At 60.7% G+C, this 22,399-nt stretch carries 20 protein-coding genes; 11 read left to right on the forward strand and 9 right to left on the reverse strand.

Translation table 11 applies throughout. From position 1 onward, the window contains the following. Positions 1-140: 140 nt before the first annotated feature. On the reverse strand, positions 141-890 hold the full coding sequence (locus AC0Z4S_RS12720; protein WP_485623245.1) for a hypothetical protein: 750 nt from the start codon (positions 888-890) through the stop codon (positions 141-143). Positions 891-1,227: 337 nt separating this feature from the next. Between AC0Z4S_RS12720 and AC0Z4S_RS12725 the strand changes: the two genes are divergently transcribed. The 3 genes from AC0Z4S_RS12725 to AC0Z4S_RS12735 all read left to right on the forward strand — a co-directional run bounded on the left by AC0Z4S_RS12725 (position 1,228) and on the right by AC0Z4S_RS12735 (position 3,851). Beyond that, complete coding sequence (locus AC0Z4S_RS12725; RefSeq protein WP_485623246.1) at positions 1,228-2,376, forward strand: aldose epimerase family protein; 1,149 nt, start codon at positions 1,228-1,230, stop codon at positions 2,374-2,376. Between the two features lie 158 nt (positions 2,377-2,534). After that, positions 2,535-3,356: an aldo/keto reductase gene (locus tag AC0Z4S_RS12730; protein ID WP_485623247.1), complete on the forward strand. Its 822-nt coding sequence runs from the start codon at positions 2,535-2,537 to the stop codon at positions 3,354-3,356. 24 nt (positions 3,357-3,380) lie between these two features. Beyond that, positions 3,381-3,851 (forward strand): DUF1810 domain-containing protein, encoded by a 471-nt coding sequence (locus tag AC0Z4S_RS12735; RefSeq protein ID WP_485623248.1) that lies wholly within the window; start codon positions 3,381-3,383, stop codon positions 3,849-3,851. On the opposite strand, the gene AC0Z4S_RS12740 is transcribed toward AC0Z4S_RS12735, so the two are convergent. Further along, on the reverse strand, positions 3,816-6,176 hold the full coding sequence (locus AC0Z4S_RS12740; protein WP_485623249.1) for a DNA polymerase II: 2,361 nt from the start codon (positions 6,174-6,176) through the stop codon (positions 3,816-3,818). The two genes, AC0Z4S_RS12735 and AC0Z4S_RS12740, sit on opposite strands and share 36 nt — an antisense overlap. A gap of 198 nt (positions 6,177-6,374) precedes the next feature. Between AC0Z4S_RS12740 and AC0Z4S_RS12745 the strand changes: the two genes are divergently transcribed. Next, complete coding sequence (locus AC0Z4S_RS12745; RefSeq protein WP_016775372.1) at positions 6,375-6,815, forward strand: CBS domain-containing protein; 441 nt, start codon at positions 6,375-6,377, stop codon at positions 6,813-6,815. 120 nt (positions 6,816-6,935) lie between these two features. On the opposite strand, the gene AC0Z4S_RS12750 is transcribed toward AC0Z4S_RS12745, so the two are convergent. Continuing rightward, the gene (locus AC0Z4S_RS12750; protein WP_485623250.1) at positions 6,936-7,565 is read right to left on the reverse strand and encodes a glutathione S-transferase N-terminal domain-containing protein; all 630 of its coding nucleotides are present in this window, start codon (positions 7,563-7,565) and stop codon (positions 6,936-6,938) included. A 315-nt stretch (positions 7,566-7,880) separates the two neighbouring features. Here AC0Z4S_RS12750 and AC0Z4S_RS12755 point away from each other — a divergent pair, with 315 nt between their 5' ends. The 4 genes from AC0Z4S_RS12755 to AC0Z4S_RS12770 all read left to right on the forward strand — a co-directional run bounded on the left by AC0Z4S_RS12755 (position 7,881) and on the right by AC0Z4S_RS12770 (position 10,400). Then, positions 7,881-8,402 carry a DUF3455 domain-containing protein gene (locus AC0Z4S_RS12755; protein WP_485623252.1) on the forward strand — a complete coding sequence of 174 codons (522 nt, stop codon included), beginning with the start codon at positions 7,881-7,883 and terminating at the stop codon, positions 8,400-8,402. Between the two features lie 153 nt (positions 8,403-8,555). Next, complete coding sequence (locus AC0Z4S_RS12760; protein ID WP_485623253.1) at positions 8,556-9,083, forward strand: sigma-70 family RNA polymerase sigma factor; 528 nt, start codon at positions 8,556-8,558, stop codon at positions 9,081-9,083. Continuing rightward, positions 9,080-9,772: an anti-sigma factor gene (locus AC0Z4S_RS12765; RefSeq protein WP_485623254.1), complete on the forward strand. Its 693-nt coding sequence runs from the start codon at positions 9,080-9,082 to the stop codon at positions 9,770-9,772. The genes AC0Z4S_RS12760 and AC0Z4S_RS12765 overlap by 4 nt, the downstream gene beginning before the upstream one ends. A 187-nt stretch (positions 9,773-9,959) precedes the next feature. Next, positions 9,960-10,400 (forward strand): phage infection protein, encoded by a 441-nt coding sequence (locus AC0Z4S_RS12770; RefSeq protein WP_253503584.1) that lies wholly within the window; start codon positions 9,960-9,962, stop codon positions 10,398-10,400. Between the two features lie 70 nt (positions 10,401-10,470). Here AC0Z4S_RS12770 and AC0Z4S_RS12775 read toward each other — a convergent pair whose 3' ends face one another. Next, positions 10,471-11,553, reverse strand: a complete 1,083-nt coding sequence (locus tag AC0Z4S_RS12775) for a DUF1615 domain-containing protein (RefSeq protein ID WP_485623255.1) — start codon at positions 11,551-11,553, stop codon at positions 10,471-10,473. 256 nt (positions 11,554-11,809) lie between these two features. Between AC0Z4S_RS12775 and AC0Z4S_RS12780 the strand changes: the two genes are divergently transcribed. After that, positions 11,810-14,014 carry a TonB-dependent receptor gene (locus AC0Z4S_RS12780; RefSeq protein ID WP_485623256.1) on the forward strand — a complete coding sequence of 735 codons (2,205 nt, stop codon included), beginning with the start codon at positions 11,810-11,812 and terminating at the stop codon, positions 14,012-14,014. Between the two features lie 291 nt (positions 14,015-14,305). Continuing rightward, positions 14,306-15,835, forward strand: a complete 1,530-nt coding sequence (locus AC0Z4S_RS12785) for an FAD-dependent oxidoreductase (RefSeq protein ID WP_485623257.1) — start codon at positions 14,306-14,308, stop codon at positions 15,833-15,835. A 124-nt stretch (positions 15,836-15,959) separates the two neighbouring features. On the opposite strand, the gene hemB is transcribed toward AC0Z4S_RS12785, so the two are convergent. Beyond that, entirely contained in the window at positions 15,960-16,934 is a 975-nt protein-coding gene (hemB, locus tag AC0Z4S_RS12790) for a porphobilinogen synthase (RefSeq protein WP_042609118.1), read from the reverse strand. A 245-nt stretch (positions 16,935-17,179) separates the two neighbouring features. Next, on the reverse strand, positions 17,180-17,878 hold the full coding sequence (locus AC0Z4S_RS12795) for a glutathione binding-like protein (protein ID WP_485623259.1): 699 nt from the start codon (positions 17,876-17,878) through the stop codon (positions 17,180-17,182). A 282-nt stretch (positions 17,879-18,160) separates the two neighbouring features. Between AC0Z4S_RS12795 and AC0Z4S_RS12800 the strand changes: the two genes are divergently transcribed. Then, positions 18,161-18,835: a histidine phosphatase family protein gene (locus tag AC0Z4S_RS12800; protein WP_253503600.1), complete on the forward strand. Its 675-nt coding sequence runs from the start codon at positions 18,161-18,163 to the stop codon at positions 18,833-18,835. A 109-nt stretch (positions 18,836-18,944) separates the two neighbouring features. On the opposite strand, the gene mnmH is transcribed toward AC0Z4S_RS12800, so the two are convergent. The 3 genes from mnmH to AC0Z4S_RS12815 all read right to left on the reverse strand — a co-directional run bounded on the left by mnmH (position 18,945) and on the right by AC0Z4S_RS12815 (position 22,364). Beyond that, the gene (mnmH, locus tag AC0Z4S_RS12805; RefSeq protein WP_485623260.1) at positions 18,945-20,048 is read right to left on the reverse strand and encodes a tRNA 2-selenouridine(34) synthase MnmH; all 1,104 of its coding nucleotides are present in this window, start codon (positions 20,046-20,048) and stop codon (positions 18,945-18,947) included. Next, positions 20,048-21,082, reverse strand: a complete 1,035-nt coding sequence (gene selD / locus AC0Z4S_RS12810; protein ID WP_485623261.1) for a selenide, water dikinase SelD — start codon at positions 21,080-21,082, stop codon at positions 20,048-20,050. The genes mnmH and selD overlap by 1 nt, the downstream gene beginning before the upstream one ends. Positions 21,083-21,254: 172 nt before the next feature. Continuing rightward, complete coding sequence (locus tag AC0Z4S_RS12815; protein ID WP_485623262.1) at positions 21,255-22,364, reverse strand: hypothetical protein; 1,110 nt, start codon at positions 22,362-22,364, stop codon at positions 21,255-21,257. Between the last annotated feature and the right edge of the window lie 35 nt (positions 22,365-22,399).

Below are 22,399 nucleotides of genomic sequence, written 5' to 3' on the forward strand. Positions count from 1 at the left end.
TATCGTTATGCCATATCGGCATTCAGCGAAGTACCTCTGTGGGAGCGAGCCTGCTCGCGAAGGCGGTGGGTCAGCAACCGATGATTTGAATGATCCGGCGCTTTCGCGAGCAGGCTCGCTCCCACAGTGGTGTGCAAGACTCACTGCACCGGCAGGAAATTCAAGAACAACAGGCTCTGCGCGTAATTCAAACCAATCCTGCGATAGCGCTCATCAAGCATCTGCGTGAGCAGATCGAGGCGCGCGACGATTTTGCTGAATTCGGTGGCGAAGCTGAGGTTGCTGCCCTCCTCCGAGATTTCGTTGGAAAACAGCAATGGCTGGCCTTCCTTGTTCTGCCGTTGCGAGAGGATCCACATGGCTTTTTCGATGTTACGCGCGGCGTTGTGCACGAACGTCGGATTGATCGCGTCGGTCATGTAGAACTCGGTGCGATTGCCGTGGGCGGTAACCAGCATGCTGCCGATCGCATAAATGAACGCGCCGACGCGGTCGCCGAGGAATTCCGGGCTCATCGCATAGCTCAGCGCCGCCAGATCCTTGCGCCCACCCAGGACGGGCAACGGCTGCTGTTGCTCAACGGCGAGGCGCACCTGTTTCACGGCGGTGTTGATGTTGAGGAAGCCGGATTTGCGCAGCTCTTCCGGGTTGCGCAGGTAGAGCTTGCCCATCAGCCGATAGAGGCTGTCGAGGTTGTCGCGCATCGCCAGAGTGGCCATACGATCGACGCTGGTCTGCAGAAATTCCTGCGGCTGCCCTTCACGCATCTGATTGAAGAAACCGTTGCCGTTCTGATGGCTGCAGCCGCTGAGCAACGGCAAGCACAGGCAGGCCAGCAGCAGGCACGGGCGGCGGTAAGCGGCGGTGATCAGGGCAAAAACAGTCGGCATGAAGTCTCGGACAGGCACATTCCTGTGCGGCGGGAGTCACCGCATCCTGGCCATGCATAGAGCCGCCGATTGCGAAAAAGTGCAGTGCCTGGGCGTTTAGCCGACCTTCGGTGACAGGCGACCCATCAATTAGTCGGACTTTATATTTGCCAACACCGGCAAATCCGCTATAAATCTTCTCTCTCGACTCAAATAGCATGACTAGTGACACATAGGAGCTGCCGAAGGCTGCGATCTTTTGATCTTGCTTCTAAAAATCAAATCAAGATCAAAAGATCGCAGCCTTCGGCAGCTCCTACGGTCAATACGAAAACAACAACAAAAAGGAAGGTCAACCATGCTTCAATCCCGTCACCTGCTCTCCGGCCTCGGACTGTCCCTGATGATCGCTACCCTTTCCGCCAACGCGGCGGGCCTGACCGTCGAACACAAAGCCTTCGGCAAAACCAATGACGGCACGCCCGTCGAGCAATACATCCTGCGCAACAGCCACGGCATGCAGGCCACCGTCATCACCTACGGCGCGACCCTGCAAGCGCTGAAAGTTGCCGACAAGCACGGCAAGTTCGACGACGTCGTACTGGGCTTCGATGATGTGCAGGGCTATCAGAAAGGCACCGCGTACTTCGGCGCGACCATCGGCCGTTTCGGCAATCGCCTGGCCGACGGCGCGTTCGAACTCGATGGCAAACGCTATCAAGTGCCGCAGAACGACAAGTCCAACGCGCTGCACGGCGGCCCGCAGGGTTTCGACAAGAAAGTCTGGAAGGCCAAGGAAACCAAGGACAAGGATTCGGCTGGCGTAACCCTGACGTATCTGTCGGCCGACGGCGAAATGGGCTTTCCGGGCAATCTGACTACCGAAGTCACCTATCGCCTGACCGACAACAACGAGCTGCGCATTGACTACAAGGCCAGCACCGACAAGCCGACCGTGCTCAACCTGACCAACCACAGCTACTTCAACCTGGCCGGCGCTGGCAATGGCGACATTCTCAAGCAAGTCGCCATGATCAACTCCAGCCATTACACGCCGGTCACCGCCAAACTGATCCCGACCGGGGAACTGGCGCCAGTCGCCGGTACGCCGATGGACTTCAGCAAACCGACGCCGATCGGCACGCATATCAAGGCTGATCATCCGCAACTGAAATTCGCCGAGCCGAAACAGGGTGGCTTCGATTTCAACTGGGCGCTCGACACCAAGGCCGATATCAGCAAAGTCGCCACTGAAGTCAGCGACCCACAATCCGGACGTGTCCTGCAACTGTTCACTACCGAGCCGGGCGTGCAGTTCTACACCAGCAACTTCCTCGACGGCACGGTCAAGGGCAAGGGCGGCAAGGTCTATCCGCACTGGGGCGCGTTTACGCTGGAAACCCAGCACTACCCGGATTCACCGAACCAGCCGGACTTCCCGAGCACGCGGCTTGATCCGGGGCAGACTTATGCCCACAGCGTGATCCTGAAATTCTCCGCCAAGTAAAAGCTGGAAGATCAAAAGATCGCAGCGTTCCGCAGCTCCTACAGAAAACACATCCCCCTGTAGGAGCTGCGGAACGCTGCGATCTTTTTTGCTTGTGGAACCCCGACGCTATTCTGCTGCCCACTAAAGATATCGACTCTTTAAGCCAGGAGGTTTGAATGCGTACCCTTGAGTTGGCCGGCGTGCAGGTCCCTGTGATTGGCCAGGGCACCTGGCGCATGGGCGAGGATCGTTCTGCGCACACCCGTGAAGTGGCGGCGCTGCGCACGGGCATCGAGCTGGGCATGACCCTCATCGACAGCGCCGAGATGTACGCCGAGGGCGGTGCAGAAACGGTCGTCGGCGAAGCCATTGCCGGTCAACGCGACAAGGTTTTCCTGGTCAGCAAGGTCTATCCGCACAACGCCAGCCGCCAGGGCATCCCGCAAGCCTGCGAGCGCAGCCTGCGTCGGCTCGGCACCGATTACATCGATCTGTATCTGCTGCACTGGCGCGGTCAGTACCCGCTGGAGGAAACCGTCGAAGCCTTCGAACGCCTGCGCGAGGACGGCAAGATCGGCCGTTGGGGCGTGTCCAATTTCGATGTCGATGATCTTGAAGAACTGTCCAGCTCGGCCTGCGCGGCCAATCAGGTGCTGTACAACCTCGAGGAGCGCGGCATCGAATTCGATCTGTTGCCGTGGTGCCAGCACCAGCGCCTGCCGTTGATGGCTTACTGTCCGATCGGCCAGGGCGGCGCGATGCTCGCCGAGCCGGTTCTGCAAGACATTGCCAGTCGTCACAACGCCACCCCGGCGCAGGTTTCGCTGGCGTGGATCCTGCGCCAGGATGGCGTGATTGCGATTCCCAAGGCTGTGCGCCCTGAACATGTGCAACTCAATGCCGAGGCGGCGCAGCTGCAATTGGACGCCGGGGATCTGGCGGCGCTGGACAAGGTGTTCCCGGCGCCACAACGCAAGCAGCGGCTGGCCATGGTCTGAGCCGCCGACTGCGAGGGCTTCGCGATGAGAAGCACAGATCTGCACGACCCGTTCGACCTGCAACGTTTTGTCCAGGCACAGGACCCGGTGTTCGAACGGGTCCAGCGTGAACTCGAAGAGGGCCGCAAGCGCAGCCACTGGATGTGGTTTGTCTTTCCGCAATTCGCCGGGTTGGGCGGCAGCGAAATGGCCCGGCGCTTTGCCATTGGTTCGGCCGAGGAAGCGCAGGCCTATCTGGCCCACGAACTGCTCGGCGCACGGCTACGCACCTGCACGCAGTTGGTACTCAGCGTGCCGCAGCGTTCGATTGCAGAGATTTTCGGCCATCCCGATGACCTGAAATTTCATTCTTCGATGACCCTGTTCGCCCAGTTCAGCGCCGAAGACAGCCTGTTCCATCAGGCGCTGGACCGTTACTTCCATGGCATTCTCGATGAATGGACGCTGCAACTGCTCGACTCAAAACAGACCCAGTTGCCCACCGATCAGGGTTGAGAAGTCGTCGTCGACAAACGGCAGAATCGCATCCGCCACCGGTTGCAGCTGGCGGGTGATGTAGTGGTCGTAATCGATGGCGGCGCGGCGCACCTCCAACGGCTCCGGGCCGGCCAGGGTGATGACGTAGCTGATCCAGCCGCCGCTCTGATATTGCCGGGGCCGACCCTGCTCGGCGTTGTAGTCGTCGGCCAGCCGCGCCGCACGGACATGCGGCGGCACGTTGCGTTCGTAATCGTCGAGGGTGCGGCGCAGACGCTTGCGATACACCAGCCGGTCATCGAACTCCCCGGCGAGGGTCTTGCGCACGTAGTCGCGCACGTAATCCTGATAAGGCCTACGCTGGAAAATCCGCTCATACAGTTCCTGCTGAAATTGCCGGGCCAGCAGTGACCAGTCGGTGCGCACGGTCTCCAGGCCCTTGTAGACCATTTCCTCGCTGCCATCGCCACGGGTGACCAGACCGGCATAGCGCTTCTTGCTGCCCTCCTCCGCGCCGCGAATCGTCGGCATCAGAAAGCGCTTGTAGTGAATCTCGAACTGCAATTCCAGCGCGCTTTCCAGCCCGTATTCGTCGCGCACATGGGCGCGCCACCAATCGTTGACGTGCCTGACCAGCGCATGGCCGATCTGCGCGGCTTCTTCCTGGCCATGCAGCCGGCGCAGCCAGACGAAGGTGGAGTCGGTGTCGCCGTAAATCACCGCGTGGCCCTGTTCCTCGATCAACTGGCGGGTACGCAGCATGATTTCGTGGCCGCGCAAGGTGATCGACGAGGCCAGCCGGGTATCGAAAAAACGGCAGCCGCTGGAGCCAAGCACGCCGTAGAAGGCGTTCATGATGATCTTCAACGCCTGGGACAGCGGTGCGTTGTGCTCGCGCTTGGCGGTCTCACGCCCTTCGGCCACCCGCGCCACGATCGACGGCAGACAATGGCGGGTACGCGAAAAACGGGCGCCACGGAAACCCGGCACCGAGTCGGCGTCGTCGGGATGTTGCAAGCCTTCGATCAGGCCTACCGGGTCGATCAGAAACGTGCGAATGATCGACGGGTACAGGCTTTTGTAATCGAGGACCAGAACTGATTCATACAATCCCGGCCGCGAATCCATGACAAACCCGCCGGGGCTGGCCTGCGGCGGGTTGGTGCCGAGGTTCGGCGCAACAAAGCCCTGACGATGCATCAACGGCATGTACAAATGGGTGAACGCGGCGACCGAACCGCCGCTGCGGTCGGCCGGCAAACCGGTGACGCTGGCGCGTTCGAGCAAAAACGTCAGCAGTTCGGTCTTGGCGAAGATCCGCGTGACCAGTTCACAGTCCTTGAGGTTGTATTTGGCCAGCGCCGGTTTGTCTTCGGCGAACATGCGGTTGATCTCGTCCATGCGCTGGTACGGATTGTTGATCGCCTTGCCTTCGCCGAGCAGGGTCTGCGCGACGTTTTCCAGGCTGAACGACGGAAAGCTCCAGGTCGCCGACCGCAATGACTCGATGCCATCGATGATCAGCCGCCCCGCTGCCGAGGCGAAGTAGTGATTGCGGCTGCCGTGCTCGCGCCACTGCATTTCTTCGCCGCCACGACCGATTTTCAGCGGCACGCCGAGACGCCGGGCGTGTTCGTGAAGGATGCGCAGATCGAACTGCACAACGTTCCAGCCGATGATTGCGTCGGGGTCGTGGCGAGCAAACCAGTCGTTGAGCTTCTTCAGGATCAGCGTGCGCGAATCGCAGTACTCCAGATCGAAATCGACAATGCTGGCGTCGCCGTTCGGCGCGCCGAGCATGTACACCTGCCGCTCGCCGCAGCCTTCCAGGGCAATCGAATACAGCTCACCGTTTTCCGTGGTTTCGATGTCGAGCGAGACCAGACGCAGTTTCGGCCGGTAGCCGGGGTCGGGTTTCAACTGGGCGTTGAGCAGAACGCCCTCAGCATCCGGCGTGCCGCCGAACAGCACGGGCGCGGTGATGAAGCGCTCCATCAGATAGCGTTCCGGCGGGCGCACGTCGGCTTCGAAAACATCGACGCCGGCGCGGTTCAGCGCGGTTTCCAGGCGCATCAACTGGCCGTGTTGCTGGCAATACAGACCGAGTACCGGACGATGCTGAAAATCCTGCAGTGCGAGCGGGCGCAGTTCGACATTGTTTTCGTCGTGCAACACACGCTCCGCCGATTCACGCTGTGCGGCGGGAATGAACGCTACCGACGGCTGATGCGCCAGGCGCACACGGCGTGGCCCGGCGTCGGTCGCCAGCCAGAACTCGACTTCGGTGCCGGCCGGCGTATCGCGCCAATGCCGGGTCAGGACGAAGCCCTGCTGTAAATCCACCACTGCGACCTCGAAAAATCAGACTGACCGGCATTCTACGCGGCATTACCACGCCTGGCCTCGGCAAAAAACACCGCGGATCTGCGGAAAAACCCGGCGAATGGCGTTTTTTGCACGCTAACTGCCGCTTTGCCGCCTTGCTCTGCGCGGCTGCGTCTACGATGCTTGATGAACAACGACAACACCTGAGTAACCGCCATGAAGACCGTCGCCCAACTGCTCAAGCTCAAAGATCAGAAAAATCAGGAAGTGCACCAGATCAAACCCGATCACATGGTGCTCGAAGCGCTGATGAAGATGGCCGAGAAAAACGTCGGCGCCTTGCTGGTGGTCGAAGACGACAAAGTGGTCGGCATCATCAGCGAGCGCGACTATGCACGTAAACTGGTACTGCACGGCCGCTCCTCGGTGGGCACGCCGGTGCGCGACATCATGGTCAAGGACGTGATCACCGTGGATACCCGGCAAACCGTCGACACCTGCCTGGGCATCATGTCGGACAAACGCCTGCGCCACCTGCCGGTGGTCGAGGACGGCCAGCTGATTGGTCTGCTGTCGATCGGCGACCTGGTCAAAGAAGCGATTGCCGAACAGGCCGAACTGATCAAACAGCTGGAGCAGTACATTCGCGGCGAATGAGCCCACCGCCGTGCCCCCTTGTGGGAGCGAGCCTGCTCGCGAATGCGCTGGGTCAGTCGAAACATCTTTGGCTGACAGACCGTTTTCGCGAGCAGGCTCGCTCCCACAAGGGGTTATTTGTCAGCCTTGAGAGGGCCAATGCCGCTCGAACACCGGTGCCAGCACCGGGTGCCGGTCAATCCTTTGCAGCCACGCATAAAAGCCCGGGCGGGTCTGGCGCAGGTGTTCGCGGCTGCCGGCCCAGCGGCTCACCACTGCCGCCAGCACATCCAGCGCGCCGGGGGTTTCGTCATCCAGATACAGCTCGCCGGAAAACTGGTCGGCAAACACCTCCCAACTGAAGTGCAGGCGCTGGCGCGTGCCGGCGATCAGGTTCTGCCGTGCGCTCTCGTCGGGCGTGATCAACCAGCGCTCGGGGTAATCGATGATGCCGACCGCCGCGTAGCAATTGCCGACGATATAGGCGAGGCCGCGAATCGCCTGATCACGATCGGCAACCTTGCTCGGCAGCAGGCCGGACTTGGGAAACGTCAGGCCCAGGTGAATCAGGATCGCCGCACTTTCGGTCAGGGCGCTGCCGTCCGGCAGTTGCAAGGTCGGGATCTGCTTCAGCGGATTGAGTTTTCCCAGCGCCTCGGCAGCCTCGGCGCTGGCTTCGGTATCAATGAAACGATAAGCGATCTGGCACAACTCCAGCGCCGCCTCGATGGCAGCCGCGCCGGAATTCTTGTGCCCGTAGAGCTGGTACATGTCCGTTTCCCCCGATAAGGCCTTTGCACAGGGTAGATGGCTGGCTGGCCTGCTGTAGAAAATTCTGTCAATGAATCGTTCAAGCCAGATGCAAAACCTTGTAGGAGTGAGCCTGCTCGCGATAGCGGTCCCCCAGTGACATAGATTTTGACTGACACAACGCCATCGCGAGCAGGCTCACTCCTACAAGGGATTGGGGTGGGTCATTGAATTATTTTTCATGACCCCTGCATCCAATCCCCTCCGCCACGGGTAGTCCCTGTAACAGCTCACTTTTGTGCTGTCAGTGCTCTACCCTTTTCGGAGAATCATCGGATGAACATCACCCAGCTGATTGGCTTCACCGGTTTGCTCGCTTTCACCGCGACCACCTTCGCCCAGAGCAGCTATCCCGACGCGATCAAGGTGCCGGACGGGCACAGGATTGCCCTGGAAACCACCGGGATCGGCGAGATCACATACGAATGCCGCGACAAGCCCAATATGACCGGGCAGACCGAGTGGACCTTTGTTGGCCCGAAAGCGGTGCTCAACGATCGCAGCGGCAAACAGGTCGGCACCTATTTCGGCCCGCCTGCTACCTGGCAGGCCAAGGACGGTTCGAAAGTCACCGGCACACAACTGGCCGTGGCACCGTCGAGCCCGGGCAACCTGCCCTATCAACTGGTCAAGGCCAATCCGGCCGAGGGCAAAGGCGCGATGACCGGGGTCAGCTACATTCAGCGTGTCGCGCTCAAGGGCGGCGTGGCGCCGGGCAGCGAATGCACGATGGCGAACAAGGGCAAGCAGGAAGTGGTGAAGTACCAGGCGGATTATATTTTCTGGGCAGCGAACTGATTTCGGACATGTCGGAAATTCCCTGTAGGAGCTGCGGCACGCTGCGATCTTTTGATTTGTCTTCTAAAAAGCAAGATCAAAAGATCGCAGCGTGCCGCAGCTCCTACAAGGGGATCTGTGTGATTCTGGGGAATGTGAGCTAGATTGCACGCCATGCCTTTAGCCGAATCCGTGTTCGATTACCAAGACCGCCTCCAAGCCTGTGCCCGGGGCGAGCGCGCGGCTCTGCGCGATTTGTATGTGCAGGAAGGCCCGCGCTTGCTCGGTGTGGCCAAGCGGCTGGTGCGCGATACGGCGCTGGCAGAGGACATTGTGCATGAGGCGTTCATCAAGATCTGGAACGGCGCCGCCGGATTCGACCCGGCGCGCGGTTCGGCGCGGGGCTGGATGTTCAGCGTGACCCGGCATCTGGCCTTGAATCAGTTGCGCAAGCAAAGTCGGGAAACGCCCTTCAACGAAGAACATGAGGCAGCGGCGCCTGATGAACTGGCCGATATTCACTCGGCACGCATCCATCGCTGCCTCGAGCAACTGGAGCCGCAGCGGCGCAGCTGCATTCTCCACGCCTACGTCGACGGTTATAGCCACGCGCAGATATCCGCGCGCCTCGACACGCCGCTGGGCACGGTCAAAGCGTGGATCAAGCGCAGCCTCAATGCTTTGCGGGAGTGCATGGGATGACCGGCGAATCAGCGCAGGAACGGGATGAACTGGCCGGCGAATACGTGCTCGGCACCTTGTCATTCGAACAGCGCATCGAGGTGCAACGGCGCCTGCCGAACGATCCTGAGTTGCGCGCGGCAGTCGACGCATGGGAGCGGCGTCTGCTGGAGCTGACCGATCTGACCGAACCTCAGCAACCGTCGGCGCAGCTGTGGCCTCGCATCGAGCGCAGTCTCGAGCGGCTGACGGTGAGAAAACCGCTGACCTCCTGGTGGAACCTGCTGCCGCTGTGGCGCGGTCTGAGCGCCGCCGGGCTGGCGGCGACCTTGATTCTCGGCACGATCCTGCTGACCCAGACCACGCCGAAACCGAGTTATCTGGTGGTGCTGGTGGCGCCGCTGGACAAGGCGCCGGGCTGGGTGATTCAGGCGAGCAATGCGCGTGAGATCCAGTTGATTCCGCTGGGTGTGGTCGAGGTGCCGGCGGACAAGGCGCTGGAATTCTGGACCAAGGCTGACGGCTGGTCGGGGCCGGTTTCCCTGGGGCTGGTCAAACCGGGGCAGGCTTTGTCGGTGCCGCTGGACAAATTGCCGCCGCTGCAACCGAACCAGTTGTTCGAGCTGACGCTGGAGGGCGCCAACGGCTCGCCGATCGGCAAGCCGACCGGGCCGATTCAGGCGATCGGGCGTGCGGTCAAAGTCTTGTAATGTGCTCTGTAGGAGTTGCCGAAGGCTGCGACCTTTTTTTAAGATCAAAAGATCGCAGCCTTCGGCAGCTCCTACAGTAATCATCATCGCCGTCGATGTTCACCATCACGGCAATGAAGTTCTCATAAAAAAATCCGGGCGTAACATCAGCTCCATACCAACCAACAACACCCCGGAGCACACCATCATGAAACGCCAGACTCTTCTCAGCATCGCCTTCTCGGTTTTTGCAGTAAACGCTTTCGCCGCCACCCCGGCGCACACCATGATCGCCGAAGGCGGTTCGGACAAACTGATTGAAAGCCGTCTGGCTGAAGGCGGTTCAGATCGCCTGATCGAACGCCGTGTTGCTGAAGGTGGTGCTGATCGTCTGATCGAACGCCGTGTTGCCGAAGGTGGTGCTGATCGCCTGATCGAACGCCGTGTTGCTGAAGGTGGTGCTGATCGCCTGATCGAACGCCGTGTTGCTGAAGGTGGTGCTGATCGCCTGATCGAACGCCGTGTTGCCGAAGGTGGTGCTGATCGTCTGATCGAACGCCGTGTTGCTGAAGGTGGTGCTGATCGTCTGATCGAACGCCGCGTTGCCGAAGGTGGTTCGGATCGCCTGATCGAACGTCGCGTTGCCTGATGCATGACTGCAAGCGCAACACCGCAGAGAAACCCGGCTCCCGCAGCCGGGTTTTTTATGTCTGCATGTTTTATCCGGCCTTGGCCATGCAGCGCTTGTAGCGCTCGTCCACGCGCTTGGCAAACCAGGCTGTGGTGAGTTTGCGGGTGATCTTCGGACTCTGCAGCACGATTCCCGGCAATAGCGCACGCGGTAGCGCCTTGCCTTCGGCCCGCTCCGCCAGTTCGAACACGCGCTGATAGAGTTTGGTCTCTTCGAATTCCAGGGTTTTGCCCTTCTCCAGTTGATCGCGAATCGTCGGGTTGCGCATGCCCAGCGACTTGCCGAGGGTGCGCACCGCCAGTTCGGTGCTGCCGGGCATGATCGAGTCGTAGCGAATCAGGTCGCCGTCCAGGGTCAGCGGAATGCCGGACGCGCGGCTGACCGCGTTCTGAAACGCCGCATTGCGGCTGGCGTACCAGCCAGCATTGAAATCGGCGAAGCGATACAGCGGCTCACGGTAGTTCACCGGGTAACCGAGCAAATGGGCGATGCCGAAATACATGCCACCGCGTCGGCTGAACACTTCACGGCGAATCGTGCCGTCCACCGGGTAGGGGTAGTCCTTGGCGTGCTCTTCGGCGAATTCGATGCTGACCTGCATCGGCCCGCCAGTGTGCACCGGGTTGAAGCCGCCGAACAGCGTACGGCCCATCGGCACCATGTCGATGAAGTCGTCGAAAATCGCGCTCAGTTCCTTTTCACTGCGCGCCGCATTCAGACGCTCGCTGTAGGTCTTGCCATTCGGCGAGCGCACCTGCAAAGCACCGCTGACCAGCAGGCCGGGGATGTGCACCTTGGCGGCGCGGCGATCGATTTCATCGCGGGCGATCTTGCCCAGACCGGGCACCGTCGGGTCGGCCTGGAATGTGGACTCCTGCTCGGCCACGGCCAGCACCGAACAGAGATTTTGCGTGGTGGTATTGATGCCCTGCGCGGCGAACGCGGCGTAGATATCCGTGGCCCAGCCTTGGCGATCGGCGGTTTTCGCCGGCAGCAGGCGGACGATTTCCGCCTTCACTTCGGCCGGCGGGCGCGGTGCCGGTTCGTGGCTGCGCTGGCTGGCGCAACCGGCGAGCAGCAGCAAGGCGCCGAGAGTAATGAGTAATCGCATGTTGCTCCATCCAATCAAATTAGCCAGGCCACCATACACAACCCGTGTAGGAGCTGCCGAAGGCTGCGATCTTTTGATCTTGTTCTAAAAGAAAAATCAAAAGATCGCAGCCTGCGGCAGCTCCTACGACGAATGACAAACTGATTGCATAACGTTACTGCGAAAACCTATCATTTGCGCCTGGAGTCGTATTAGCGCAAGGAGTTCCGCGCCGCCCTTATTTTATTCATTGGCCGCTCGCCTCCAGGTATCCGACATGCCCGCTTCAGCTCGACTCGGCGCTCCGTTCCGCCCGACTTTGCTTGCCCTGCTATGTTCCCTGACCGTTACCGCCCACGCCGCTGAAGACAACAGCAAAGAGCTCGTGCTCGACGACGTCAACATCAACGCCCAGGCCCCTGCACCCAACGCCCTGCCCCCGGTCTATGCTGGCGGTCAGGTCGCGCGCGGCGGCCAGCTGGGCGTGCTAGGCAATCAGGACATGATGGACGTGCCGTTCAGCGCGGCGTCCTACACCGAGCAACTGATCCAGGATCAGCAGGCGGAAAACGTTGCCGATGTGCTGCTCAACGATTCCTCGGTGCGCCAGGCCTCGGGCTTCTCCAACCAGGCGCAGGTCTTCATGATTCGCGGCCTGCCACTCAATGGCGACGACATTTCCTATAACGGCCTGTACGGCGTGCTGCCACGGCAGATCATTTCCACCGATGCACTGGAACGCGTGGAAGTATTCAAAGGCCCCAACGCCTTTATCAACGGCGTGACCCCGACCGGTTCCGGCATCGGCGGCGGCGTCAACCTGCAACCCAAACGCGCGGGCGACGTGCCGCTGCGCCGTTACACCACCGACATCAACAGCGAAGGCCGCATCGGTCATCACTTCGACATTGGCCAGCGTTTCGGTGAAGACAACCGCTTCGGCGCGCGGGTCAACCTGTCGCAGCGCGAAGGCGACACCGGCATCGATCACGAGAACCAGCGCTCGAAACTGTTTGCTATCGGCCTGGATTATCGCGGCGATGCGCTGCGGCTTTCCGGCGACTTTGCCTATCAGAAAGAACGCGTCAACGGTGGCCGCAGCTCGGTCAACCTCGGCACCGCCACGCACCTGCCGGATGCGCCATCGGCAGACACCAACTACGCGCCGAAATGGGGCTACACCGATATCGAAGACACCTTCGGCATGCTCCGCGCCGAGTACGACCTCAACGACAACTGGACCGCCTACGCCGCCGGTGGCGCCAAGCACACCCGTGAAGTCGGCCGGTACAACTCGACCACGCTGGTCGGCAACAGCGGCGCCTCGTTCACTACCGGCTCGTTCGTGCCCCATGACGAGGACAACACCAGCGTCATGGCCGGCCTCAACGGCAAATTCAACACCGGCCCGGTCAGCCACAAGCTGAATTTCGGCCTGACCGGAATCTGGGCCGAGCAGCGCAGTGCCTATGACTTCGACCTGACGCGCTACTCGAACAACATCTATCACCCGATCACGCCGCCGGCACCGGTCGGCAACTTCTCTGGCGGCGATCTCAATGATCCGGGCATCATCGGCAAAACCTTCAACCGCAGCGTCGCGATCTCCGACACCCTCGGTTTCTTCGACGATCGCCTGCTGGTCACCGCCGGCCTGCGCCGCCAGCAATTGGTCGTACAAGGCTACAACTACGCCAGCTGGGGCAGCGGCGACAGGAAGTCGAGCTACGACGAATCGATCACCACGCCGGTGTACGGCATCGTGTTCAAGCCGTGGGAGCATGTGTCGTTCTACGCCAACCACATCGAAGGCCTCGCGCAAGGACCGACCTCGCCGACCAGTTCCGGCGGTTTCCGCGTGACCAACGGCAACGAAGTCTACGCACCGAAACGCTCCAAGCAGACCGAACTCGGCGTGAAAGTCGACATGGGCACCTACGGTGCGAGCCTCGGCGTTTACCGCATCGAACAGCCAAGCGACGGCTACTGCGAAATCAACAGTCCGACCACTTGCACCTACGTCCGTGAAGGCGAGCAGATCAACAAAGGCGTGGAAATGAACGTGTTCGGCGAGCCGATCGACGGCCTGCGCCTGATCAGCGGCCTGACCCTGATGGACACCGAACTGAAAAACACCCTCAACGGTGCCAACGATGGCAACCACGCCATCGGCGTGCCGACCTTCCAGTTCAACGCTGGCGTGGATTGGGACGTGCCGGGTCTGCAAGGCGTCGCACTGAATGCGCGGATGCTGCGCACCGGCGGGCAATACGCCGACGCGGCGAACAACCTCAGCCTGCCGACGTGGAACCGCTTCGACGCGGGTGCACGTTATGCGTTCAAGGTCTCGGAGAAAGACGTGACGCTGCGGTTCGGCGTTGAGAACGTGGCGAACAAGAAGTACTGGGAGTCGGCTCAGGGCGGTTATCTGACCCAAGGTGAACCGCGAGTGGCGAAGCTGTCCGGGACGATTGATTTCTAAGCACTAAAAAGATCAAAAGCCCCTCACCCTAACCCTCTCCCAGAGGGAGAGGGGACTGACCGAGATGTTCTCTCGAACTACGCCGACCTGAAATATCCAGTCGAACTCAGGTCTTGAAAAGCCCCCGATCGGCTCCCTCTCCCTCGGGAGAGGGCTGGGGTGAGGGGTTGCAGCCGTGCAGCCCATTCCCAGGTATGCACAAAACAGCCGCCCCGTCCCGTCCGGCCGACCACACTGGCCACCCTCTCCCGCTGATCCATACTTGCTGCACAGCCAAAGGAGGACAGCCCCATGAACCGCAGCGACGTGCTGATCATCGGCGCCGGCCCGACCGGTCTGGTCCTGGCGCTGTGGCTAAGCAAACTGGGCGTACGCGTGCGGATCATCGACAAGACCTCGGCGCCCGGGACTACTTCCCGCGCCTTGGCCGTGCAAGCGAGAACCCTCGAGCTGTATCGTCAACTCGACCTGGCCGACACCATCGTGCGTCGTGGCCATCAGGTCGCGGCGGCGAACTTCTGGGTCAACGGCAAACCGGTCGCGCAGTTGCCACTCAAGCGCATCGGCGAAGGCCTGACGCCCTACGCGTTTGTCGAGATTTTCCCGCAGGACGAGCACGAACGGCTGCTGCTCGAGCGCCTCGAAGACTACGGCGTCAGCGTCGAGCGCAATACCGCGCTGGACAGCTTCGAGGACACCGGCGACACCGTCACCGCGCATCTGCGCCTGCCCGATGGCCAGCAGGAAGTCTGTCAGGCCTGTTATCTGGCCGGTTGCGACGGCGCCCGTTCGGTGGTGCGCAAGACCCTCGACACTGACTTCCCCGGCGGCACCTATCAGCAGATCTTCTACGTCGCCGATGTCACGGCCAGCGGCCCGGCGCTCAATGGCGAGCTGCATCTGGATCTGGACGAAGCGGATTTCCTGGCGGTGTTCCCACTGGCCGGCGAAGGCCGCGCGCGGCTGATCGGCACCGTACGTGACGAACGCGCCGAGCGTGCCGACACCCTGCAATTTTCCGACGTCAGCAGCCGCGCCATCGAACACCTGAAAGTGCATATCGAAGACGTGCACTGGTTCTCCACCTACCGCGTGCACCACCGCGTGGCCGAACACTTCCGTGACGGCCGGGCATTTCTGCTCGGCGATGCCGCCCACGTACACAGCCCCGCCGGCGGCCAAGGCATGAACACCGGCATCGGCGATGCGATCAATCTGGCCTGGAAACTCGCCGCCGTGCTCAGCGGTGGTGCCGAACCGAAACTGCTCGACACCTACGAAACCGAGCGCATCGCCTTCGCCCGCCGACTGGTCTCGACGACCGACAAGGTCTTCAGTTTCGTCACCGCCGAGGGGCGCATGGCCGACCTGCTACGGATGCGTGTGGCGCCGTTTCTGCTTCCGAAAATGGCCGCGTTCGAAGCAAGCCGCGAGTTCCTCTTTCGCACGGTGTCGCAAGTCACCCTCAACTATCGCGGCATGCCGCTGAGTCAGGGCGAAGCTGGCCATGTGCACGGCGGCGACCGCTTGCCATGGGCACATGATGGCGAAGGAGATAATTTCGGGCCGCTACGTCAGCCGTGCTGGCAGGTTCATGTGTATGGCGACACCAGCGACGAGATGATCGCCTGGTGCACCGAACATCACCTGCCGCTGCACGTCTTCGACTGGCGCCCGGCGTTTGAATCAGCCGGGTTGGGCCGAAACGGCTTTTACCTGCTGCGGCCGGATACCTATGTGGCGATTGCCGAAAACAGTGCCGATCCAAAAGTGATCGAACGCTACTTCCGCGATCACGGCATCCGCCCCTACTTCATCTGACACACAAAAAATTAAAATGTGGGAGCGAGCCTGCTCGCGAAAGCGGTATCTCGGTCAACATGGATGTCGGCTGACATATCGCCTTCGCGAGCAGGCTCGCTCCCACAGGGGTACGGGGTGCTGCTTAGATCCCGGCCAGTGCCAGATCCATCGCAAAGTAGGTGAAGATCAGATCCGCCCCCGCACGCTTGATCGCGCCGAGGCTTTCGCGGACCACGCGATCTTCATCGATCGCCCCGGCCTGGGCGCCGAACTTGATCATCGCGTATTCACCGCTGACCTGATAAGCCGCCAGTGGCAGGTTCGAGGCCTGACGAATGTCGCGGATGATATCGAGGTAGGCGCCAGCCGGTTTGACCATCAGCGCATCGGCGCCTTCCTGCTCATCGAGCAGCGATTCGCGCAGGGCTTCGCGACGATTCATCGGGTTCATCTGATAGCTCTTGCGGTCACCCTTGAGCGCGCTGCCACCGGCCTCGCGGAACGGGCCGTACAGCGCCGAAGCGAATTTGGTCGAGTAGGCCATGATCGGAATCTGGGTGAAACCGGCGGCGTCCAGCGCTTGGCGAATCGCGCGCACCTGGCCATCCATCGCCGCCGACGGCGCAATCACGTCAGCCCCGGCACGGGCGGCGGCCACGGCTTGCTTGCCGAGATTGATCAGAGTCTGGTCGTTGTCGACTTCGTGGTTGTGCATCACGCCGCAATGGCCGTGGTCGGTGTACTCGCAAAAGCAGGTGTCGGACATCACGATCATTTCCGGCACGGCGTCCTTGGCAATGCGCGACATGCGCGAGACCAGACCGTCTTCGCGCCAGGTGTCGCTGCCGTTGGCGTCGAGATGATGGGACACGCCAAAGGTCATCACCGACTTGATGCCGGCGCGGGCATAGCGCTCGATTTCACTGGCCAGTTTGCGCTCGGGGATGCGCTGCACACCGGGCATGCTGGTGATCGGCACGAAGTCGTCGATCTCTTCCTCGACGAAGATCGGCAGGACCAGATCGTTCAGGCTGAATTCGGTTTCCTGGAACAGACTGCGCAGGCTCGCATTGCGGCGCAGACGGCGGGGACGTGCTTCGGGGAACTGACTGGACATGGGGCCTTTCCTGAAAACAGCGGATGAGACGAAAGTCGTAGGGGGCGCAGCTTATGCCTTGCGGCGGGTGCGGGACAAACCTGGATCGATCAAGAGAGCGTTACCGCAGGTGCAACAATCCTGCTGATGATGCAGTTCCCCTGTGGGAGCGAGCCTGCTCGCGAATGCGGTGGGTCAGTCACAGAAAGGTTGCCTGGGCCGACGCTTTCGCGAGCAGGCTCGCTCCCACAGGGGCATATGTTGGGTCAGGAAGGAATGGTCAGGCCACGAATGACCGCCGGGCGAGCTAGAAACCGCTCCAGCACCCGGGTGACGTTGGGGAAATTCTCAATCCCGACCAGATCCCCTGCCTCATAGAAGCCGAGCAGATTGCGCACCCACGGGAACGTCGCGATATCGGCGATGGTGTAGCGCTCGCCCATGATCCAGTCGCGGCCTTCGAGGCGGGTGTTGAGCACGTTCAACAGGCGTTTGCTCTCCTCGACATAGCGGTCACGCGGTCGCTTGTCTTCGTAGTCCTTGCCAGCGAACTTGTTGAAGAAGCCGAGCTGGCCGAACATCGGGCCGATGCCGCCCATCTGCCACATCAGCCATTGAATGGTCTCGTAGCGCAGCGCGCCTTCCTGAGCGAGCAACTGGCCGCTCTTGTCGGCCAGATAAATCAGGATCGCGCCGGATTCGAACAGCGCCAGCGGCTTGTCTTCAGGGCCATGCGGGTCGAGGATCGCCGGGATCTTGTTGTTCGGGTTCAGCGAGAGAAACTCCGCCGAGGTCTGGTCGTTGGTGTCGAAGCCGACGCGGTGCGGCTCGTACGGCAGGCCGATCTCTTCGAGCATGATCGACACTTTGACGCCGTTGGGGGTCGACAGGGAGTAGAGCTGAATCCAGTCCGGGTACTGCGCCGGCCATTTCTGAGTAATCGGGAATGCAGACAGATCGGTCATTGGAAGCATCCAGTCACAAATTGAGAGCCGATCATAATGTAGGCCCGGGTTGGCGCCTACACGAACCGTAACATCCTGTCGCTAACCTGCCTGCATGCCCGCAAAGGTTGCCGTTAGAGTGCTGCGCACGGCCCGGATCGAACCAAACGGGCATTACAGGACTCTGAGCTATGCCTTTCTCGCAGAGGAAGCTGTTCACGACAGGGAAACACCCGGTGCTGGGAGCCCGCGGTGCCAAGGTTTGTCAGCCTTAACCGATTTTGCTGAAGAATCTTCGAATTGATGACGAACCTGATGAGTTTCGCCAAACGTTTCAAACATCGCGCGTACGTGGCCCTGCCCTCCCTGCTGGCAGTCAGCGCGCTTTTTCTGTCCCTCGAATCCAGTGAAAGCCGCGCACAACCGGCCGACGGCACGCAGACCCTGGTGTTCCTGCGTCATGCGGAAAAACCCGAAGGCGGCCTCGGCCAGCTCAACTGCCAGGGCCTGAACCGTGCCATCGATCTGTCGACGCTGCTGCCGGAAAAATTCGGCAAGGCCGATTACGTGTTCGCCGCCAACCCGACGCGCAACGTCGAGGAAGGCGAACTGGACAACTCTTACAGCTACATTCGCCCGCTGATGACCATCAGCCCGGCCGCGATCAAGCTTGGCCTGCCGGTGAACATCGAGTTCTCCGCCAACGACACCAGCGATCTGGCCCGCGAGCTGTTGGACGAGAAGTACCACAACTCGACGATCTACACCGCCTGGTCCCACGGCTATCTGCCGGAGCTGATCAACAAGGTCGCCGGCAATGCGGTCGGCAAAAAACAGAACATCACCGAAGACTGGGCGGGCAACGACTTCGATTCGCTGTATGTGCTGACCCTGAAATGGCACAACGGCAAAGCGAGTTTGCAAAGCCATAGCTACAAGCAGGGGCTGGATAACGGCAAGGCCACCTGCCCGACCTGAGATTTGTAGTGCCTGACCTTGCGTCTTCGCGAGCAGGCTCGCTCCCACAGGGGAACGCATTTCAACTGTGGGAGCGAGCCTGCTCGCGAAGAGGCCAGTTGCTTGCACCTCAAGCCTTCTGGCTCACCCGCTCGCGCAAATACTCGATAACCGCCCCACGCTCCCCGGCGAACTCGATCCGCCCGCCCTTCTTTTCGCGCTGGAAGACATACATCGGGTCGTAATATTCACGCAGCAATACGGCGATCCACTCACGGAATAGCTCGACCGAACCGCTACGCGCCTGTTCAGCCAGCGCCGCTTCCATCTGCAGATACATTCGCTGATAGCGCTCGCCACCCAGTCGCCGCTGAATATTGTTCAGGCTGGCAATCAAGCGCTCGGCATACAGCGCAAAGCCCTGCTCGCCATGCACGGCGACGAACTCGGCGTGCAGGTCAATCACGTAATCCTGCAGGATTCGCTCGACCCGATTGTCGAGGCTGTCTTCGAGCCAGACCAGCGGTGCCGCTTGCATGCCCCGGTACAGCGGCAACGGCAAGGCACAGCTGCCGACCACCCGACTCTCGTCTTCCAGGACAAATTGCCCGATCCCGCGGGCGCGTTTTTTCAGCACATCGACCGCCAGGCGATTTTCGAAATCGATGTTGCCCGGTTGCCCGGTGGCGCGCTTGCCGAAACTCGAGCCCCGATGATTGGCATGGCCTTCCAGATCCAGACCATTGCGCAACTGCACCAGCACTTCAGTCTTGCCAGTACCGGTCATGCCACCGAGCAGAACCAGATCGCATTCGGCCACAGCCTGATCGACCGTTTCCAGGAGGAACGTGCGCATGGCCTTGTAGCCACCGCCGACACGCGGGTAATCGATACCGCCCTCGTCCTTGATCCATTGCTGGACGAGCTGTGAACGCAGGCCACCGCGGAAACAATAGAGATAGCCATCGGGATGGTTACGGGCAAATTCGACCCAGCCTTGAATGCGCTCCTCCCGAACCTCGGCCGACACCAGCCGCTCACCCAATGCAATCGCCGCTTGCTGGCCGTGCTGTTTGTAACAGGTGCCGACCTGTTCGCGCTCACGGTCATTCATCAGCGGCAGATTGATCACACCCGGGAATGCGCCGTGGGAGAATTCGATCGGCGCACGGACATCCATCATTGGCCGGTCGTTGAGGAAAATGTCGCGGTAGTCGGTGCAGTCGCGGAGCATCAGATCACCTCGACTGCGTTCGTCTGTCGCTCAACCAATTCGCCGATCGGCTCAAGGTTCAGGCCCAGTTCGGCAGCAACGCCGAGGAACTCGTCATTGCCCTCAGGCGTGACCGCAATCAGCAGACCGCCGCTGGTTTGCGGATCGCACAGCACGCGCTTGTGCAGCTCCTGTACGCGGCCGACCTTGCTTGAATAACTGTCGAAATTGCGCAGCGTACCGCCCGGCACACAGCCCTGATCGAGGTAGGACTCGACGCTGTCCAGACGCGGCACGCGGTCGTAGGCGATGCGCGCGGTCAACTGGCTGCCATCGGCCATTTCCACCAGATGCCCGAGCAGGCCGAAACCGGTGACGTCGGTCATCGCGGTGACGCCGGCGAGCTTGCCGAAACGGCTGCCGGGCTTGTTCAGAGTGCACATCCAGTCACGGGCGACACCGACGTCTGCAACGCGCAATTTGCCCTTCTTTTCGGCAGTGGTGAGGATGCCGATGCCCAGCGGTTTGGTCAGGTACAACAGGCAACCGGCGGTAGCGGTGTCGTTGCGTTTCATGTGGCGTTTTTCCACCAGACCGGTGACCGCGAGGCCGAAGATCGGCTCCGGCGCATCGATCGAATGCCCGCCCGCCAACGGAATGCCCGCCGCGTCGCACACCGAGCGACCGCCACGAATCACCTCGCGCGCCACTTCCGGCGCCAGCACGTTCACCGGCCAGCCGAGGATCGCAATCGCCATCAACGGATCGCCACCCATCGCGTAGATATCGCTGATCGCGTTGGTCGCGGCGATGCGACCGAAGTCGAACGGGTCATCGACAATCGGCATAAAGAAATCGGTGGTCGAGACCACACCACGCTCGGCATCTATCTCATACACCGCCGCGTCATCGCGCGACGCGTTGCCGACCCAGAGTTTCGGATCGAGGTTTTGCGCGCCGCTGCCGGCAAGGATCACTTCCAGCACCTGCGGGGAAATCTTGCAGCCACAACCGGCGCCATGGCTGTATTGGGTCAGACGAATCGGCTCGCTCATGGGAGAGTCTCTGGCAATGAATGGGGCGGATTCTAGCAGAGCGCGAGAGCGCAGATTTCAGTGCTGATCGAGCGGCCCCTTCGCGAGCAGGCTCGCTCCCACATTTGTACCGTGGTCTCCTGTGAGAGCGAGCCCGCTCGCGAAGGCAATCGACCCTGCCCGCACCGCCCCGTCAACCCCGTCTGCAAACCTCAGCGAAAATCTGCGTAATCGGCCGATGCGGCTGGCGCTTGTGCATCTGCCGCACTTGTTCGCTCAGCCGCAACAGCTCTTCGCTGGGCTTGGCCCATTGCTCTTTTGGCAATGGCTCGGACCATTCGCGCATGACTTCCGGCAGCGCCTGTTTGCCGATTGTTTCCAGACGGCGCACTTCCCATTCGACCAGACGGTTGGGAATCGTCCATAAAGTCATGACGTGATACAGGTACCAAAAGAACCCCGACAGCCGCGAGCGGCGGCCTTCACGTATCTGCTGATGCATCCGCGCGCGGGCGTTACGGAAAGTGTGCAGGCCTTCGTGAGGCGGGTCGTCCGGGCCTTGCAGGTCTTGCAGGTCCTGAATCGATTTGAGGTCGTTGACTTCGTACTCCATGTAACCGCGAATCGCTTCCCAATGGCTGATCGCGAGCTCCAGGCCGGCGCATTGGAATTCCTGGCTTATGAGATTTTCACCTTGATAGAAACCGATGCCCATGCCGTATTGGCGGTGGATGCCAAACTGGGTGGCGCCTTTGGCTTCGATGATCCAGGCGCTGAGCGATTCCCATGGGATGAAGACTGGTTCGGTGGCGCCCTCGGGCATGAAGCAGACTTCGCGGCGTTGACGGTTGAAGCGGGTTGGAATGAGGGAGAGGCGTTTTTTGTGGACGTGGTGCCAGACGCCTAGACAGATAAGCAAAATCAAGGGGCTGCTGATTAATTCATTTTCCAATGCCACTTCGAATACACCTACCATTGACTCCCAAATTGCCTCGTTTCCATAGCCAAAAAGAATTCCTAGCAAGCCCGTGAACAAAGGAAATAAAACGAGAACGATAAAAGTGCCTGCGGTCGTTCCGCCGATAATTAGCTGCCATGGGAATACCTCCAGTGAGCCGAGACCAAAGTCCATGTATCCGTCATTGAACGCTCCGATATGAGGTCCGTAAGGCGGCATTGCTGTAGGTAATGGCAACGGTGCGAGATAGGTAATCTTCCCGCTTGGGAACGGCTCAATATCGCCCGCTTTTCTGATCAACTCACATTGCGCATCAACAACAGGCTCATTGTGATTATTCAGCATGGTCAGCCCATTCGAGGTATTGAATTTCTACCAGC

It is taken from the genome of Pseudomonas sp. 1L-B-1-E-C1, from assembly GCF_057291835.1.